The following is a 17368-nucleotide window of genomic DNA, read 5'->3' as shown; positions in this document are numbered from 1 at the left end:
GCCGCATATTCTACCCGTTATCGACGGGCGCGCCAAACCACTGATGGTACCAAACGGATAAAATTTGCTCTCGCAAGCGCCGGATTTGCCAGTGATGTTGCGAGAATGTCACCGATATTTGTCCAGAGTGAGGGGTATCGTGCCAGATATATCCCTCTTTTCGATAGCGTCGGACAACTTTTGCCGACGGGAATCGCCACGCGTTAAACCGGGCCGCTGAATCCAGGGCAATCTGACCTTCCACCCGCTGTACCAACGGCAATGAAGACGAGGTATTGCTGCCGTGATGGGGAACCTGGATGAGCGTGGACGTCAGATAACGCCAGTAATGGCTAAGCATAGCCTGTTCCGCTTGCGCTTCAATGTCCCCTGTTAGCAGAACACTCTGCTCCCCGTCATCAATTTTAACCACGCAGGAGTGGTTATTTCCCTGGGCCGGGTAATTTTCAGGGGGCCAATGGACGGTGAAGGTAAGTCCCTGCCATTTCCATCTCTGCCCGCGAAAGCAGGGGCGATGCCCCGTCAGGCGCAATGGGCTTCTTACCCATACCTCAGGCCATGCTTTTTGCAACGATGCGAGGCCTCCCGCGTGGTCGAGATGCTCATGACTGAGTATCACCCCTTCCGGGCGAAGATGATGCCAGCGAAGCCACGGGATAATGAGCCGCTGTGCGCTATCCCCGCCGGGCCAGGCAAGACCGGTATCATAGAGAATGGCTTTCCCCTGACGTTCAATGACCATAGCCAGCCCCTGTCCTACATCCAGCATATGCAGAGTCCAGCTCTCGCTTTTTGCCGTGCGCCAGAGAGGAAATGTCAGCAAGACGCTGCCTGCAAGGCAAACGGCTGGAAGGGTTTTCCAGGCACGAAAACGCCAGGCAATGATGCTCATCCACGGCAGCAACGCCATGTATTGCCAGCGTTGATCGACATTCTGCCAGCCATCGGGCAGTCGCATCAGTAACCAGAAGAGTCCCGCAAGCGATCGATCGGCGGCAAACCAGATGATGCTCTCCAGCGTCGCCAGCGGTAGCAGATGGAGCAGCATACCGAGCAGGATCAGCGGCACGGAGACAAACGTCACCAGGGGAACGGCAAAGAGATTCGCCACCAGGGAAGAGAGGCTGAAGCCATGGAAAATCAGGACCTGTAACGGCATGAGCAGCAGCAACATGCCGACCTGCAGATAAATCAGGTTCAGCAGAGGTCGTATACGTCGTGCCCGGTGCCAGTCAGGAAGCGGCAGCCACTGAAACCAGAAAATCAGCGCGGCGACGGCAAAGGCAGACAAGATCAGACTCTGCGAGAGTACGGCCAGGGGATCGCTTATCAGGATCGCCGCGATACAGCAAACCCATACCTGCCAGGGCGACCATTGACGGGCAGCGAGCCGCAACGTTGCAAGCACTGCAAGCCCGATAACCGTTCGGAGCGCTGGAGGTTGCAGACCGGTAAGCCAGGCGTAGAAGGCGGCAAAGCACAGCCCGGCCAGGAGAGGCATTTGCCAGTGAACACGATGGCTGGGCAAGAAAAACTGGAACCCACGCGCGAGTAACCAAACAAGGGAGGCCGCCAGCGCGATATGCAGACCCGAAATCGCCATCAAATGCAGCGTCCCGGTTTCACGCATCAGGACTTTTATATCCTGAGGCACATCCAGACGTTCCCCCATTCCCAGCCCGAGGATAACCGCCCCCCAACGGTAGGCAGACAGGCGGGTTTGCAATGACGCGAGATATTGCGCGCGCAGACTGCAGCGCCCGTCGACGAGTTCAGCACGGGTGAAGCGCCCGCTCAGCGTTTGATGCTGAGCAAAAGCGCTGCGCTGAGCATCATAACCCCCGTCGTTCAGTTCGCCGTGGGCAGGCCGGAGTCTGAGCGTCATGTTCCAGCGTTGACCGGCACACGCTTTCTGTGGGAGATAATTGCCATACAGCGTGACGCCGGTAGATGCCCACCAGCGCTTGCCATCGACGCTAAGAATACGCGCCTGATGCAGAGTGGCGCCATCGGTCGCAGCGATCGCTACCTCAGCATGCACGGCGCCGGTGATGAGATGCCGCATCGGCCAGACGCTTTCCTGCGCGGCCAGAACGCCCCACACGCAAAATAACAGCGTGATACCGACATACTTCAGTCGCATGTTTCGCCGTGCGGCCAGCACGATCCCGCCAACAATCATTATCCACACGGCATGACGTGATGGCAGTTCCGGTAACCAAAGTAACGGGGCTATCGCCAGAATGGCGCAGACACTCAGCGCGGGAATTCCCATTGCTACCTCCCTGTTTCAGGCAGGCAGTATGTAAGCAGGCAGAGCGGGTTGTCAGGTGAGAAGATTGTGTTTTACGGCGCGCGCTGTGATGTGTTTATCGGTTTGCAGAAAATGAAACGAAAAATGCGGGGCATCTTCAGAATGAAAGTAACAGGCACAAAAAAAGCACCCGCAGGTGCTTTCTTTCGAACCCAGTTTAACCGATTGGCTAAACTCAGTTGCCGTAAATATTGGCGCGATCGCGCAGTTCTTTACCCGGTTTAAAGTGTGGAACGTACTTACCTTCCAGCTCGACTTTATCACCCGTTTTCGGGTTACGCCCGGTACGTGGAGCACGATAGTGCAGAGAAAAACTACCGAAACCGCGGATTTCAATGCGCTCGCCCTGGGCAAGAGTGGAAGCCATATGCTCCAGCATCTCTTTTACGGCATCTTCCACTGCCTTGGCAGGGATATGCGGTTGCTGACTGGCAAGTCTTTCAATCAATTCTGACTTGGTCATGATTCCTCCGGTTCCTTTCAAACCAATTAGCTGAACAGCTCATTAAACAAGGGCGGCCGTAGCCGCCCTTTGTTATTGATTACAGGACGAATCCTGCAATCTGTCAAGTTTGCTCCTCATCCTTCACGCTGTAAATGCATTACCGCGCAAATGATGCTGAGAACCTGATATTACTCGCCTTTAGCTGCTTTGAAAGCTTCAGCCATTGCGTTGTTAGAGAAGTTTGCATCTTCCTGTTTGTTAACAGTTGCGATAGCATCTTTCTCATCAGCTTCGTCTTTAGCACGAACAGACAGGCTGATTGCACGGTTCTTACGGTCAACGCCGGTGAACTTAGCTTCAACATCGTCGCCTACGTTCAGAACCAGAGTCGCATCTTCAACGCGGTCACGTGAAGCTTCAGAAGCGCGCAGGTAACCTTCAACGCCGTCAGCCAGTTCTACGGTTGCGCCTTTAGCGTCAACTGCAGTCACTTTACCGTTTACGATTGCGCCTTTCTTGTTCAGTGCAACCCAGTTGTTGAACGGATCTTCTGCGAGCTGTTTAACGCCCAGGGAGATACGCTCACGCTCTGCGTCAACCTGCAGAACAACTGCAGCGATTTCGTCGCCTTTTTTGTATTCACGAACTGCTTCTTCGCCTGCAACGTTCCAGGAGATGTCAGACAGGTGAACCAGGCCATCGATGCCGCCGTCCAGGCCGATGAAGATACCGAAGTCAGTGATAGACTTGATTTTACCTTCAACACGGTCGCCCTTGTTGTGGGTTTCCGCGAACTGCTGCCATGGGTTGTTTTTGCACTGTTTCAGGCCCAGGGAGATACGACGACGTTCTTCGTCGATATCCAGAACCATCACTTCCACTACATCACCAACGTTAACAACTTTGGATGGGTGGATGTTTTTGTTGGTCCAGTCCATTTCGGAAACGTGCACCAGACCTTCAACGCCTTCTTCGATTTCAACGAAGCAGCCGTAGTCAGTCAGGTTGGTTACGCGACCAGTCAGTTTAGTACCTTCTGGGTAACGCTTAGCGATAGCTACCCATGGATCTTCGCCCAGCTGTTTCAGGCCGAGGGATACACGAGTACGCTCGCGGTCGAACTTCAGCACTTTAACAGTGATTTCGTCGCCCACGTTCACGATTTCGCTTGGGTGCTTAACGCGTTTCCACGCCATGTCGGTGATGTGCAGCAGGCCATCAACGCCGCCCAGGTCAACGAATGCGCCGTAGTCAGTGAGGTTCTTAACGATACCTTTGACTTCCATGCCTTCCTGCAGGTTTTCCAGCAGCTGATCGCGTTCTGCGCTGTTTTCGGATTCGATAACGGCACGACGGGAAACAACAACGTTGTTACGCTTCTGGTCCAGCTTGATTACTTTGAACTCAAGCTCTTTGCCTTCCAGGTGCAGAGTGTCACGGACTGGACGAACGTCTACCAGTGAACCTGGCAGGAACGCACGAATACCATTCAGCTCAACAGTGAAGCCACCTTTAACTTTGCCGTTGATAACACCGACCACAGTTTCAGCTTCTTCGTAAGCTTTTTCCAGGGTGATCCATGCTTCGTGACGTTTCGCTTTCTCACGAGAAAGCAGGGTTTCACCGAAGCCGTCTTCTACTGCGTCCAGCGCAACGTCAACTTCGTCACCAACCTGGATTTCCAGCTCGCCCTGGGCGTTTTTGAACTGCTCTGCCGGAATGGCGGACTCAGATTTCAGACCGGCGTCAACCAGTACTACGTCTTTGTCGATAGCAACAACAACACCGCGAACGATGGAACCCGGGCGGGTTTCGATTTCTTTTAAGGATTCTTCAAACAGTTGAGCAAAAGATTCAGTCATGTTTAATCTTCAGGTTAATATTAACGTCCACCTGGCTCCGTGCCGGATGGGGTTGTTTCACATACCCGCCGTCAATCCATTGCAGCGGGGGTACTGCTAAATCGGTCGCGTTTACGCGAGTGCCAGTTTTTGGCGCGCATATTGTAGCGCTTTTTCAATCACTTGCTCAATAGTTAAACTGGTTGAATCCAGAACTAATGCATCTTCTGCGGGAACAAGTGGGGCGACGGCGCGGTTACGATCGCGGTCATCGCGCTCTTTTATCTCGGATAAAAGGCGATCAAAGTTAACACTAAACCCCTTTTCCTGCAACTGAAGCATGCGGCGTTGAGCACGTTCTTCCGAAGAGGCGTCGAGGAAAATTTTCACAGGTGCATCAGGGAATACCACGGTTCCCATATCGCGTCCGTCCGCAATCAAACCCGGGGCTTCACGGAACGCGCGCTGACGACGCAGCAGCGCCTCACGTACGCGCGGGAAGGCCGCCACCTGAGAGGCCGCATTGGCCACTTCCTGAGTGCGAATTTCGCCACTCACGTCTTCCCCTTCAAGGATGACTTCCAGGTTGCCATTGGTCGACACGAAACGCACATCCAGATGCGCAGCCAGCGGAACCAGCGCGTCTTCAGAGGCCACGTCCACATGATGATGCAGCGCGGCCAGCGCCAGCACGCGATAGATTGCTCCCGAATCTAAAAGATGCCATTGCAATGCTTCCGCCATCGCTTTGCACAGAGTCCCTTTCCCTGCGCCACTCGGCCCATCAATGGTGATTACCGGGGCAACTGCCGTCATCTTTTTCTCCTTAAATAAGGCATACCGTTTACATGAACGCCGCGCATTATACGCGCCAACGTGCGCAACTGTTACCTTTGCGTGCAAATTACGGAATGATTGAAGCAGAGTGTAGAAGAAATGAGCGGAGATGTGCGTAATGAAGCGTAAGCAAATGCCGCATCGGGCGATGCGGCAATACGTTATCAGGCCGGCGTGCTAATGCGTGCCAGCTGTTCGAAGTAGTCCGGGAAGGTTTTCGCGGTACATTTCGGGTCAAGAATCGTTACAGGCGTGTCGGACAACGCCACCAGCGAGAAGCACATCGCCATTCGGTGATCGTTGTAGGTGCCAATTTCCGCAAACTGCAGTTTTGCTGGAGGGGTCACGCGAATGTAGTCTTCGCCCTCCTCTACCTCGGCACCGACTTTGCGCAGTTCGGTCGCCATCGCGAACAGGCGGTCCGTCTCTTTGACGCGCCAGTTGTAGATGTTGCGCAGCGTGGTGGTGCCTTTGGCAAACAGCGCCGCCGTGGCAATGGTCATCGCCGCATCCGGGATATGGTTCATGTCCATGTCGATGGCGTTCAGCTCGCCGTGGGTACAGGAGATAAAGTCATCACCCCAGGTGACTTTAGCGCCCATTTTTTCCAGCACATCAGCAAAACGAATGTCGCCCTGCACGCTGTTACGGCCAATACCGGTCACTTTAACCGTGCCGCCTTTTATTGCCCCCGCGGCCAGGAAGTAGGACGCGGATGAGGCATCTCCTTCAACAAGGTAGTTGCCCGGAGACTGGTACCGCTGCGCCCCGCGCACAATAAATCGCTGATAAGACTGGTTTTCCACCTCAACGCCGAAGGTTTTCATCAGGTGCAGCGTGATATCAATGTACGGTTTGGAGACCAGCTCGCCTTTAATCGTGATAACCGTGTCCTGCGGCGCCAGCGGCGCGGTCATCAGCAGCGCCGTGAGGAACTGGCTGGAGACGCTGCCGTCAACCTCGACGTGACCGCCGGTAAAGCCCCCGCGCAGACGCAGTGGCGGATAGTTTTCCTGCTCCAGATACGCAATCTGCGCGCCGCCCTGACGCAGGGCATCCACCAGGTGACCAATCGGACGCTCTTTCATGCGCGGCTCGCCGGTCAGCACGATGTTGTTGCTGCCCAGACACAGGGCTGCCGCCAGCGGACGCATCGCGGTACCCGCATTCCCCAGAAACAGCTCAAGCTCTTCACCCGAGCGCAGCGCGCCGCCGTTCCCGGTCACTTCACAGCGGGTACGATCGTCGGAGAGAGTGTAATGAACGCCCAACGCTTTCAGCGCATTGAGCATATGGCGCACGTCATCGCTGTCCAGCAGGTTTGTAAGGACGGTGGTGCCGTTTGCCAGAGCTGCCAGCAGCAGAGCGCGGTTCGAGACACTTTTTGAACCAGGCAGATTAATGGTGCCATCTACCCGCGCGATAGGTTGTAACGTCAGGGATTCCATGAAAACTAAACTCTCAACTCAACATAATAAAAACCCCGCAGGGATGCTGCGGGGGTGAAAAACAGCACATTAACCGTGACGACGTTCGAAGTCGATCATGAAATCCGTCAGGGCCTTAACGCCTTCCAGCGGCATCGCGTTATAGATGGAGGCGCGCATGCCGCCAACAACACGGTGACCTTTAAGCGCGTGCAGGCCTGCCGCGAAGGACTCTTCCAGGAACACTTTATCCAGGTTGCTGTCCGCCAGCTGGAACGGCACGTTCATGCGGGAACGGTTCGCTTTCGCCACATCGTTGCGGTAGAAATCGCTTTTGTCGATGACGCCATACAGCAGCTCGGCTTTCTGCTGATTCACCTTGTCCATCTGCGCCACGCCGCCGTTTTGCTTCAGCCATTTGAAGACCAGGCCGGAGAGGTACCACGCAAACGTCGGCGGGGTGTTGAACATAGAGTCGTTATCGTTCAGCACGGTGTAATCGAGAATGGACGGGCAGGATGTATGCGCTTTACCCAGCAGGTCTTCACGCACGACGACAATAGTCAAACCGGCCGGGCCGATATTTTTCTGCGCGCCGGCATAGATCACACCATAGCGGCTGACGTCAATGGGCGAAGAAAGAATGGTGGAGGAGAAGTCGGCGGCAACCACGACATCGCTGCCGAAGTCCGGCGTCTCGTCGATGGCGATCCCGTCAATGGTTTCGTTCGGGCAGTAGTGCAGATACGCTGCGTTATCAGAAAGCTGCCACTCGCGCATTGGCTTCACGGCGCGCAGACCGTCAACGGTCACTTTGGCGTCGATGACGTTCGGCGTGCAGTATTTATGCGCCTCTTTAACGGCGCTTGCCGCCCAGTAACCCGCGTCAACGTAGTCAGCCGCTGTTTTATCACCGAGGATATTCAGCGGAACGCCAGCAAACTGGCCGCGCCCGCCGCCGTGACAGAACAAAACTTTGTAGTTAGAGGGGATATTCAGCAGATCGCGAAAATCCTTTTCTGCCTCTTCAGCCACCTGAATAAACTCTTTACCCCGGTGGCTGATTTCCATCACCGACGTACCGAGACCGTTCCAGTCACAAAGTTCCTGTTGAGCCTGTTTGAGCACGTCTGCCGGTAACATTGCCGGACCTGAACTGAAATTAAAGACCTGAGCCATTTCCCCTCACCACGCTAAAAGCCATAAGTTATAACTGTGGATATCGGTTTTATCATTCAGTGACACGCGCCGCAATGTCTAAAACTTATGACCGGGAAAATGTGCCCCGCATCACACAAAACAATCTGCCGCCTCGCTAAGACAAAACCGACAAAATGGCTGTCAGTTGATACGTTTGGCCCGGCTAACCTTCGTCCATTCCGGATTTGCACAGCGGGGACATAATTGATGATCCCCCGGCTGCATCGCAACAACGTGGCTGCATCTTACACAAGCATACTCGCCTGATTCCGGTACGGTTCTGAAACGTTCGATGAGCATATCCGGCAGGATACAGAGTCCCGGCTTCACCTCATCGTCAGAATAGTAATAGACGCTGATCTGCCCGTTGGTTTCCATGATCGCAAGACGCACCTGCCCGAGCTGTTCAACGCTATTCAGGCGGAGCTCCATAAAGAACTCAAACTCCGTCATATTGGCGCTTCGTACATTATCCCAGGCCAGCTGTCCGTCCTCGACGATCACGACCGGCTTCCCTTCAAGCAAATCTTCCAGCTTCTCGCTTTTCGACATCAGCCACATGACGAGACGGTAAAGCAGCGCCAGTGAGACAAAAACGATAAACACCGGCACCATCGGCACGTCATCATAAAAAGCGACATCTCCCGCCGCTGACCCCAGCGTCAGGATGATCAACACCTCAAAGAGCGACATCTGCCGTACGCCGCGACGGCCGGTGATTTTAAGAAACAGGAACACAAGCACGAAGGTATACAGGCTGCGCAGCGCCACTTCGCCTAAAAACTCGGGAGGAACTTTATCAAACGCCATCCGATGGAGATCAAATGCTTTCATTTTTCTATGCCTTAACAGTCAGTTACTGCCACTAAGCATAGCCCAGCCATTTATTTTCGCCGAAGATAGCACCCGTCACGCAAAACCCGTATCATTGCGCGCTTTACGTACGATAAAAGTGAACGCCATGACTCAAACGTTTATCCCCGGCAAAGACGCCGCTCTGGAAGATTCCATCGCTCGCTTCCAGCAGAAACTGACCGACCTGGGTTTTAACATCGAAGAAGCCTCCTGGCTCAATCCGGTACCTCATGTCTGGTCCGTGCATATTCGCGATAAAGACTGTGCCCTGTGCTTTACCAACGGTAAAGGCGCGACAAAAAAAGCGGCACTGGCCTCCGCGCTGGGTGAGTATTTTGAGCGTCTGTCCACCAACTATTTCTTCGCTGACTTCTGGCTGGGCGAAACTATCGCGAACGGCCCGTTCGTGCACTATCCGAACGAAAAATGGTTCCCACTGACCGAAGACGACGAACTGCCGGATGGCATTCTGGATCCGCGCCTGCGCGCGTTTTACGATCCGGAAAACGAGCTGACCGCCAGCATGCTGATCGATCTCCAGTCAGGTAATGAAGATCGTGGTATTTGCGCTCTGCCCTTCACGCGTCAATCCGACGAGCAGACCGTTTATATTCCGATGAACATCGTCGGTAACCTGTACGTGTCCAACGGGATGTCCGCCGGGAACACCCGTAACGAAGCGCGCGTTCAGGGCTTGTCTGAAGTGTTCGAGCGTCATATTAAAAACCGCATTATTGCCGAATCTATCAGCCTGCCTGAAATTCCGGCCGACGTGCTGGCGCGCTACCCGGGCGTGGTGGAATCCATCGCCAAGCTTGAAGCGGAAGGTTTCCCTATCTTTGCCTACGATGGCTCGCTGGGCGGCAAGTACCCGGTTATCTGCGTAGTGCTGTTTAACCCGGAAAACGGCACCTGCTTCGCCTCCTTTGGCGCGCACCCGGACTTCGGCGTGGCGCTCGAGCGTACCGTCACCGAGCTGCTGCAGGGCCGTAGCCTGAAAGATCTCGACGTCTTCACCCCGCCAACGTTTGATGACGAAGAAGTGGCCGAGCACACTAACCTCGAAACACACTTCATCGACTCCAGCGGCCTGATCTCCTGGGATATGTTCAAGCAGGACGCGGACTATCCGTTCGTGGACTGGAGCTTTGCGGGTACCACGGAAGAAGAGTTCGCCACCTTAATGGCCATCTTTGAAGCGGAAGACCAGGAAGTTTACATTGCCGATTACGAACACCTGGGCGTCTACGCGTGCCGCATTATTGTTCCGGGCATGTCCGACATCTATCCGGCCGAAGATCTGTGGCTGGCGAATAACAGCATGGGCGCACACCTGCGCGAAACGCTCCTGTCCCTGCCGGGCAGCGAGTGGGAGAAAGAAGATTATCTGAACCTGATCGCCCAGCTGGACGAAGAAGGTCACGATGACTTCACCCGCGTGCGTGAACTGCTGGGTCTGGCAACCGGAAAAGATAACGGCTGGTATACCCTGCGCATTGGCGAGCTGAAGGCCATGCTGGCGCTGGCGGGCGGCGATCTGGATCAGGCGCTTGCGTGGACGGAATGGACGATGGAATTCAACCAGTCCGTCTTCTCTGCCGAGCGCACTAACTACTACCGCTGCCTGCAGACGCTGCTGCTGCTCTCTCAGGAAGAAGACCGCGAGCCGCTGCAATATCTTAATGCCTTCGTGCGTATGTACGGCGCAGAGGCGGTTGAAGCCGCCAGCGCGGCGCTGAGCGGTGAAGAACCATTCTACGGTTTGCAGGCTGTCGACAGCGATCTTCACGCCTTCCCTGCGCATCAGTCGTTGCTGAAAGCCTATGAGAAGCTGCAGAAAGCAAAAGCCGCTTACTGGTCAAAATAAGCGCACATAACATTACCGGCAGTAGGCGTATTCAATCGTCTGAGCTATATTACGGGGCAATTTCATTGCCCCTTTTTTTATTTTCTTCGGCAATGACTGTTGATTGTAATAATAAAGTTAAACATGGGTAAATATAATAATATTTACCTTGGCTTTACTGTTACTTTTTATGGTAAATACTCCATATTAATTAACTGTTTCAGAGGTGGCCGAGCGAAAAAATTCAACTCTTTTCATAACTTTTAAAATTTATTTTTATACGGATAATCAAACACTTACCCCGCATTTGTCGTAAAACCACACACACTGCGGGCCTATAAGCCAGGCGAGATATGATCTATATCAATTTCTCTTCTATAATGCTTTGTTAGTATCTCGTCGCCGACTTAATAAAGAGAGAGTTAGTGTGAAAGCTGACAACCCTTTTGATCTTTTACTCCCCGCCGCGATGGCCAAAGTGGCCGAAGAAGCGGGTGTCTATAAAGCAACGAAACACCCGATGAAGACGTTCTATCTGGCGATCACGGCTGGTGTGTTCATCTCTATCGCTTTCGTCTTCTACATCACCGCCACCACCGGTACTGCCGGAATGCCTTTCGGCATGGCCAAACTGATTGGCGGCATTTGCTTCTCACTGGGTCTGATTCTCTGCGTCATCTGCGGCGCCGACCTCTTCACCTCAACGGTGCTGATTGTCGTGGCAAAGGCCAGCGGAAGAATTACCTGGGGTCAACTGGCACGTAACTGGCTTAACGTCTACGTGGGTAACCTGGTTGGCTGTCTGCTCTTTGTTTTGTTGATGTGGCTTTCTGGCGAGTACATGACCGCCAACGGCGGCTGGGGCCTCAACGTCCTGCAAACCGCCGACCACAAAATGCACCACACATTTATCGAAGCCGTTGCTCTTGGCATCCTCGCAAACCTGATGGTCTGCCTGGCTGTATGGATGAGCTACTCGGGTCGTAGCCTGATGGACAAAGCCTTGATTATGGTTCTGCCGGTTGCGATGTTTGTTGCCAGCGGCTTTGAGCACAGTATCGCGAATATGTTCATGATCCCAATGGGCATTGTTATCCGCGACTTTGCGAGCCCGGAGTTCTGGACCGCAGTTGGTTCATCCCCGGAAAGTTTCTCTCACCTGACTATTATGAATTTCATTACTGATAACCTGATCCCTGTCACTATCGGGAACATTATCGGTGGGGGTCTGTTAGTTGGGTTGACATACTGGGTCATTTACCTGCGTGGCGACGATCATCATTGATGGTTTTCTCAGGCAGTAAATAAAAAATCCACTTAAGAAGGTAGGTGTTACATGTCCGAGCTTAATGAAAAGTTAGCCACAGCCTGGGAAGGTTTTGCGAAAGGTGACTGGCAGAATGAAGTCAACGTCCGTGACTTCATTCAGAAAAACTATACCCCGTATGAAGGTGACGAATCCTTCCTGGCTGGCGCCACTGACGCGACCACCAAGCTGTGGGACAGAGTAATGGAAGGCGTTAAACTGGAAAACCGCACTCACGCGCCAGTTGATTTTGACACCTCCGTTGCTTCCACCATCACTTCTCACGATGCTGGCTACATCAACAAAGCCCTTGAGAAAATCGTTGGTCTGCAGACTGAAGCACCACTGAAACGCGCAATCATCCCGTTCGGTGGTATCAAAATGGTTGAAGGTTCCTGCAAAGCGTATAACCGCGAGCTGGACCCAATGCTGAAAAAAATCTTCACCGAATACCGCAAAACCCACAACCAGGGCGTATTCGATGTTTACACCAAAGACATTCTGAACTGCCGTAAGTCTGGTGTTCTGACCGGTCTGCCAGATGCGTATGGCCGTGGCCGTATCATCGGTGACTACCGTCGCGTTGCGCTGTACGGTATCGACTTCCTGATGAAAGACAAGTACGCGCAGTTTGTTTCCCTGCAGTCCGATCTGGAAAACGGCGTAAACCTGGAAGCGACTATCCGTCTGCGTGAAGAGATCGCTGAACAGCACCGTGCGCTGGGTCAGATCAAAGAGATGGCGGCGAAATACGGCTGCGATATCTCTGGTCCGGCTACCAACGCTCAGGAAGCTATCCAGTGGACCTACTTCGGCTACCTGGCCGCTGTTAAGTCTCAGAACGGCGCAGCAATGTCCTTCGGTCGCGTATCCACCTTCCTGGATGCCTACATCGAACGTGACCTGAAAGCAGGCAAAATCACCGAGCAAGACGCTCAGGAAATGATTGACCACCTGGTCATGAAACTGCGTATGGTTCGCTTCCTGCGTACCCCAGAATACGATGAGCTGTTCTCCGGTGACCCAATCTGGGCAACTGAATCTATCGGCGGTATGGGCGTTGACGGCCGTACTCTGGTAACCAAAAACAGCTTCCGCTTCCTGAATACCCTTTACACCATGGGTCCTTCTCCGGAGCCGAACATCACCGTTCTGTGGTCTGAAAAACTGCCTCTGAACTTCAAGAAATTCGCCGCTAAAGTGTCCATCGACACCTCTTCTCTGCAGTACGAGAACGATGACCTGATGCGTCCGGACTTCAACAACGACGATTACGCTATCGCTTGCTGCGTAAGCCCAATGGTTGTTGGTAAACAAATGCAGTTCTTCGGTGCGCGTGCAAACCTGGCGAAAACCATGCTGTACGCTATCAACGGCGGCGTTGATGAAAAACTGAAAATGCAGGTTGGTCCTAAGTCTGAGCCAATCAAAGGCGACGTGCTGAACTATGACGAAGTCATGGAACGTATGGATCACTTCATGGACTGGCTGGCGAAACAGTACGTCACTGCGCTGAACGTTATCCACTACATGCACGACAAGTACAGCTACGAAGCCTCTCTGATGGCGCTGCACGACCGTGACGTTATCCGCACCATGGCGTGTGGTATCGCAGGTCTGTCCGTTGCGGCTGACTCCCTGTCTGCAATCAAATATGCGAAAGTGAAGCCAATTCGTGACGAAGACGGCCTGGCCGTAGACTTCGAAATCGAAGGCGAATACCCGCAGTTTGGTAACAACGACTCTCGCGTTGATGACATGGCGGTTGACCTGGTAGAACGTTTCATGAAGAAAATTCAGAAACTCACTACCTACCGTAACGCTATCCCGACTCAGTCTGTTCTGACCATCACCTCTAACGTGGTGTATGGTAAGAAAACCGGTAACACCCCAGACGGTCGTCGCGCTGGCGCGCCATTCGGCCCAGGTGCTAACCCAATGCACGGTCGTGACCAGAAAGGTGCTGTTGCCTCTCTGACCTCCGTTGCTAAACTGCCGTTTGCTTACGCGAAAGATGGTATCTCTTACACCTTCTCTATCGTGCCAAACGCGCTGGGTAAAGACGACGAAGTGCGTAAAACTAACCTCGCGGGTCTGATGGATGGTTACTTCCACCACGAAGCGTCCATCGAAGGTGGTCAGCACCTGAACGTGAACGTGATGAACCGTGAAATGCTGCTCGACGCGATGGAACACCCTGAGAAATATCCTCAGCTGACTATCCGCGTATCTGGCTACGCAGTACGTTTTAACTCCCTGACTAAAGAACAGCAGCAGGACGTTATCACCCGTACTTTCACTCAGTCCATGTAAGTGGAATTGACTGAAATCACGCGTTAAAAGGCGTACAATAAAGGCTCCACGCAAGTGGGGCCTTTTTAACACCCTCGCTTTATCAGTCTCTTTTGTCCGCTATCTATACTTAATGGATAACAGCCAAAACAGACTCGACATAGCCTTTGAGCTGTGCATCTACATAGGCCCCCGGATGGGCCAAATTCGGAGATATCACCGCAATGTCAATTATTGGTCGCATTCACTCCTTTGAATCCTGTGGCACCGTCGATGGCCCGGGTATCCGCTTTATCACCTTCTTCCAGGGCTGCCTGATGCGCTGCCTGTACTGCCACAACCGCGACACATGGGATACGCACGGCGGTAAAGAAGTTACCGTTGAAGACTTGATGAAAGAGGTGGTGACCTACCGCCACTTTATGAACGCGTCCGGCGGCGGCGTGACCGCATCCGGCGGCGAAGCCATTCTTCAGGCTGAATTTGTCCGCGACTGGTTCCGCGCCTGCCGCAAAGAAGGCATTCACACCTGCCTCGATACCAACGGTTTCGTGCGCCGCTACGATCCGGTTATTGATGAACTGCTTGAAGTGACCGATCTGGTGATGCTCGATCTCAAACAGATGAACGATGAGATCCACCAAAACCTGGTCGGCGTGTCAAACCACCGCACGCTGGAGTTTGCCAAATACATTGCCGATAAAGGCATCAAAACCTGGATCCGCTACGTGGTGGTGCCCGGCTGGTCAGATGATGATGACTCCGCGCACCGCCTGGGTGAATTTACCCGCGATATGGGCAACGTCGAGAAAATCGAGCTTCTGCCCTATCACGAGCTGGGCAAACACAAATGGGTGGCCATGGGTGAAGAGTACAAGCTTGATGGCGTGAAGCCGCCGAAAAAAGAGACGATGGAACGCGTGAAAGGTATTCTTGAGCAGTACGGCCACAAGGTCATGTATTAAAGAAAGGCCCGGTGAGAACCGGGCCTTTTTATATCCTATTTAAAGACGCCGTTAATAACGGAAGTCACAATCGCCGTACTCAGCGCAATTAAGACCAGATCGTCACCCACCACGCGCCATTCATAACCTAGGTAGGAAGGAAGCTGATCCAGCATAGAAGCCGGTACGGTTTTCTTCGCAATACCCGGAGGCAACGGCTTACCGCGCGCCAGGTTTTTCGCAATACCCGGAGGCAGAGACTCATAGCCCGTTAAGCCGTAATTCAGTGCCAGGTGACGGGCATGATCGAAGCTCACGCGAGCGTCGACATCGTTGCCGACATCCTTGCTGTTTTTGAAGCTCTTATCTGATTTCCCAGGGTTATCCTGACCGCTATTTTGCTTATTACCATGGTTACCAGAATTCCCGTTACCATGATTGCCGCCATTACCTTGTCCGCCACCGTTTCCGTGGCCATTGCCATTCCCGTTTCCAGGATTAGCCATGACCGGAGCCGCTGCAAACGTAAAAGACAACACTACGGCAAGTGCGGTAGTGGAGAAACGACGTTTAGACATGATTGTTGCCTTTTAGTGGTAGAACTCATTTGAAGTATCGCCGGGCGGGGAAAACAAACAATACGTAAAAGTCTTATATGTGACGGGGACAAAAAAGCCTGTCATTGACAGGCTTTTATTTAATCAGGCGTGCGCCACAGGCGTTGGATGCTCGCCTGCTTTACGCAGCAGCATTAAGAGATAAATAAACGACACGCTGGCGATCATGATAAACAGCAAATTGTCGGAATAATTCTGCATCAGCATCGCGGTAAACGTCGGCCCTAATAAGCTGCCGATGGTATAGCTCAGCAACAGCGCCTGGTTCATTGCCACCAGCTGATGATGCTCGACTTTCTCACAGGCCCAGGCCATCGCTACCGGATAGAGCGTAAAGCCGGCCGCCCCGAGAATGAACAGCGCAGGTGCCATCGCGGCGTTGCTGAGCATGGCAAGACAGCCCATGATCACCACGAAAACCTGAACGCGAAGCACCAGCAGACGTCCAAAGCGGTCCGCCAGGCGGCCAATCGGCCACTGCCCGACAATGCCCGCACTCACCATGACCGCCATCCAGAAGCCAATTCCGGAATCGCTGACGCCCTGATGATTCAGGTAGAGCGGCATCAGGCCATAGAGCGAGCCCAGTACAATACCTGAGATAATGCAGCCGTTCACGCCCAGACGCGCCTGACGAAGTCTCAGCATTGGCCAGACGTGGGTTGCTTCCTGGTGCTCGCTGTTCTGGTTCACAATGCGCGTGAAGAGCAGCGGCAGGATCGCGGCCAGCACCATGCCCGTCACCCACGGCAGAACGCTCATCAGGTCAGTAGGCAGCTTGCTGACCATCAGCTGACCCAGCACGGTGCCGACGTAGTAAACCATCATATAAGCAGCCAGCAGGCGTCCACGGTTGCGGGAGGTACCGCTGCACATCAGCGCACTCTCAACCACCACCCAAATCATCGCGCAGCCTACGCCGGCGATAAAGCGCCATGCCATCCAGCTCCAGAAGCCGACCATCAGGCCCAGCCCCGCACATCCTGCAGCAAAAATCAGCGAAGCCAGATAATAGCTGCGGTTAAAGCCAAAGCGCTTAATCAGGCTACCGGTTAATAACGTGCCCAGCAGGTTCCCGGTAAAAAAGGACGAGCTGACCATACCCACCTGCCAGGTCGGTAAGTTTTCATGGGCGAGCCACAGCGGGACGAGCGTATTTAACACTGCGATCGCCAGGGTCAACAGAAGCAGGCCACAGAGCAACAGCAGCACTGGCCGGGTATAGGTGGTCATGGATTAAAAACCGTGAGGAAGTTCAGATTTCGTGCGCATCATGCCACTGGCAAAAACAAAGTCAATCCACTGATTTAGCCGCCTCGCACAATATGTTCCCTGTCGATTTAAAAAACTTATCCTGCTAATGCCACGCCTGCTATAGATATTAATTATGTCTCTGTTTTCATTTATTAAGGGGCAAAATTAAAGCAAAACGACAGTCGAAAAA

At 53.4% G+C, this 17368-nt stretch carries 13 protein-coding genes; 4 read left to right on the top strand and 9 right to left on the bottom strand.

What is annotated here, in order from left to right; translation table 11 throughout:
• Window positions 1-10: 10 nt before the first annotated feature.
• The 7 genes from FY206_RS08820 to FY206_RS08790 form a co-directional block, all read right to left on the bottom strand.
• On the bottom strand, window positions 11-2275 hold the full coding sequence (locus FY206_RS08820; protein WP_032639267.1) for a ComEC family protein: 2265 nt from the start codon (window positions 2273-2275) through the stop codon (window positions 11-13).
• Window positions 2276-2489: 214 nt separating this feature from the next.
• The gene (gene ihfB, locus FY206_RS08815; RefSeq protein WP_008499965.1) at window positions 2490-2777 is read right to left on the bottom strand and encodes an integration host factor subunit beta; all 288 of its coding nucleotides are present in this window, start codon (window positions 2775-2777) and stop codon (window positions 2490-2492) included.
• A 170-nt stretch (window positions 2778-2947) separates the two neighbouring features.
• Window positions 2948-4621, bottom strand: a complete 1674-nt coding sequence (rpsA, locus tag FY206_RS08810) for a 30S ribosomal protein S1 (RefSeq protein WP_008499966.1) — start codon at window positions 4619-4621, stop codon at window positions 2948-2950.
• Between the two features lie 111 nt (window positions 4622-4732).
• Window positions 4733-5416 carry a (d)CMP kinase gene (cmk, locus tag FY206_RS08805; protein WP_032639265.1) on the bottom strand — a complete coding sequence of 228 codons (684 nt, stop codon included), beginning with the start codon at window positions 5414-5416 and terminating at the stop codon, window positions 4733-4735.
• Window positions 5417-5601: 185 nt separating this feature from the next.
• Entirely contained in the window at window positions 5602-6885 is a 1284-nt protein-coding gene (gene aroA, locus FY206_RS08800; protein ID WP_032639263.1) for a 3-phosphoshikimate 1-carboxyvinyltransferase, read from the bottom strand.
• A gap of 69 nt (window positions 6886-6954) precedes the next feature.
• Window positions 6955-8043: a 3-phosphoserine/phosphohydroxythreonine transaminase gene (serC, locus tag FY206_RS08795; RefSeq protein ID WP_032639261.1), complete on the bottom strand. Its 1089-nt coding sequence runs from the start codon at window positions 8041-8043 to the stop codon at window positions 6955-6957.
• A gap of 162 nt (window positions 8044-8205) precedes the next feature.
• Window positions 8206-8898, bottom strand: a complete 693-nt coding sequence (locus tag FY206_RS08790) for a DUF421 domain-containing protein (RefSeq protein WP_032639259.1) — start codon at window positions 8896-8898, stop codon at window positions 8206-8208.
• A 127-nt stretch (window positions 8899-9025) separates the two neighbouring features.
• Between FY206_RS08790 and ycaO the strand changes: the two genes are divergently transcribed.
• The 4 genes from ycaO (at window position 9026) to pflA (ending at window position 15328) form a co-directional block, all read left to right on the top strand.
• The gene (gene ycaO / locus FY206_RS08785; RefSeq protein ID WP_032639257.1) at window positions 9026-10786 is read left to right on the top strand and encodes a 30S ribosomal protein S12 methylthiotransferase accessory factor YcaO; all 1761 of its coding nucleotides are present in this window, start codon (window positions 9026-9028) and stop codon (window positions 10784-10786) included.
• 406 nt (window positions 10787-11192) lie between these two features.
• Window positions 11193-12050, top strand: a complete 858-nt coding sequence (gene focA, locus FY206_RS08780) for a formate transporter FocA (RefSeq protein WP_008499974.1) — start codon at window positions 11193-11195, stop codon at window positions 12048-12050.
• 51 nt (window positions 12051-12101) lie between these two features.
• On the top strand, window positions 12102-14384 hold the full coding sequence (pflB, locus tag FY206_RS08775) for a formate C-acetyltransferase (protein ID WP_032639255.1): 2283 nt from the start codon (window positions 12102-12104) through the stop codon (window positions 14382-14384).
• Between the two features lie 203 nt (window positions 14385-14587).
• Window positions 14588-15328, top strand: a complete 741-nt coding sequence (gene pflA / locus FY206_RS08770; RefSeq protein ID WP_010429226.1) for a pyruvate formate lyase 1-activating protein — start codon at window positions 14588-14590, stop codon at window positions 15326-15328.
• Window positions 15329-15363: 35 nt separating this feature from the next.
• On the opposite strand, the gene FY206_RS08765 is transcribed toward pflA, so the two are convergent.
• Both FY206_RS08765 and FY206_RS08760 read right to left on the bottom strand, forming a co-directional pair.
• Window positions 15364-15885, bottom strand: coding sequence for an anti-virulence regulator CigR family protein (locus tag FY206_RS08765; protein ID WP_032639253.1), 522 nt, complete (start codon window positions 15883-15885; stop codon window positions 15364-15366).
• A 123-nt stretch (window positions 15886-16008) separates the two neighbouring features.
• On the bottom strand, window positions 16009-17157 hold the full coding sequence (locus tag FY206_RS08760) for an MFS transporter (RefSeq protein ID WP_045261768.1): 1149 nt from the start codon (window positions 17155-17157) through the stop codon (window positions 16009-16011).
• Between the last annotated feature and the right edge of the window lie 211 nt (window positions 17158-17368).

Origin of the sequence: Enterobacter chengduensis (assembly GCF_001984825.2) — a bacterium.
Taxonomy (GTDB): Bacteria; Pseudomonadota; Gammaproteobacteria; order Enterobacterales; family Enterobacteriaceae; genus Enterobacter; species Enterobacter chengduensis.
The sequence above is the reverse complement of the archived record's forward strand: the minus strand, read 5'-3'. Positions and strand labels throughout refer to the sequence as shown.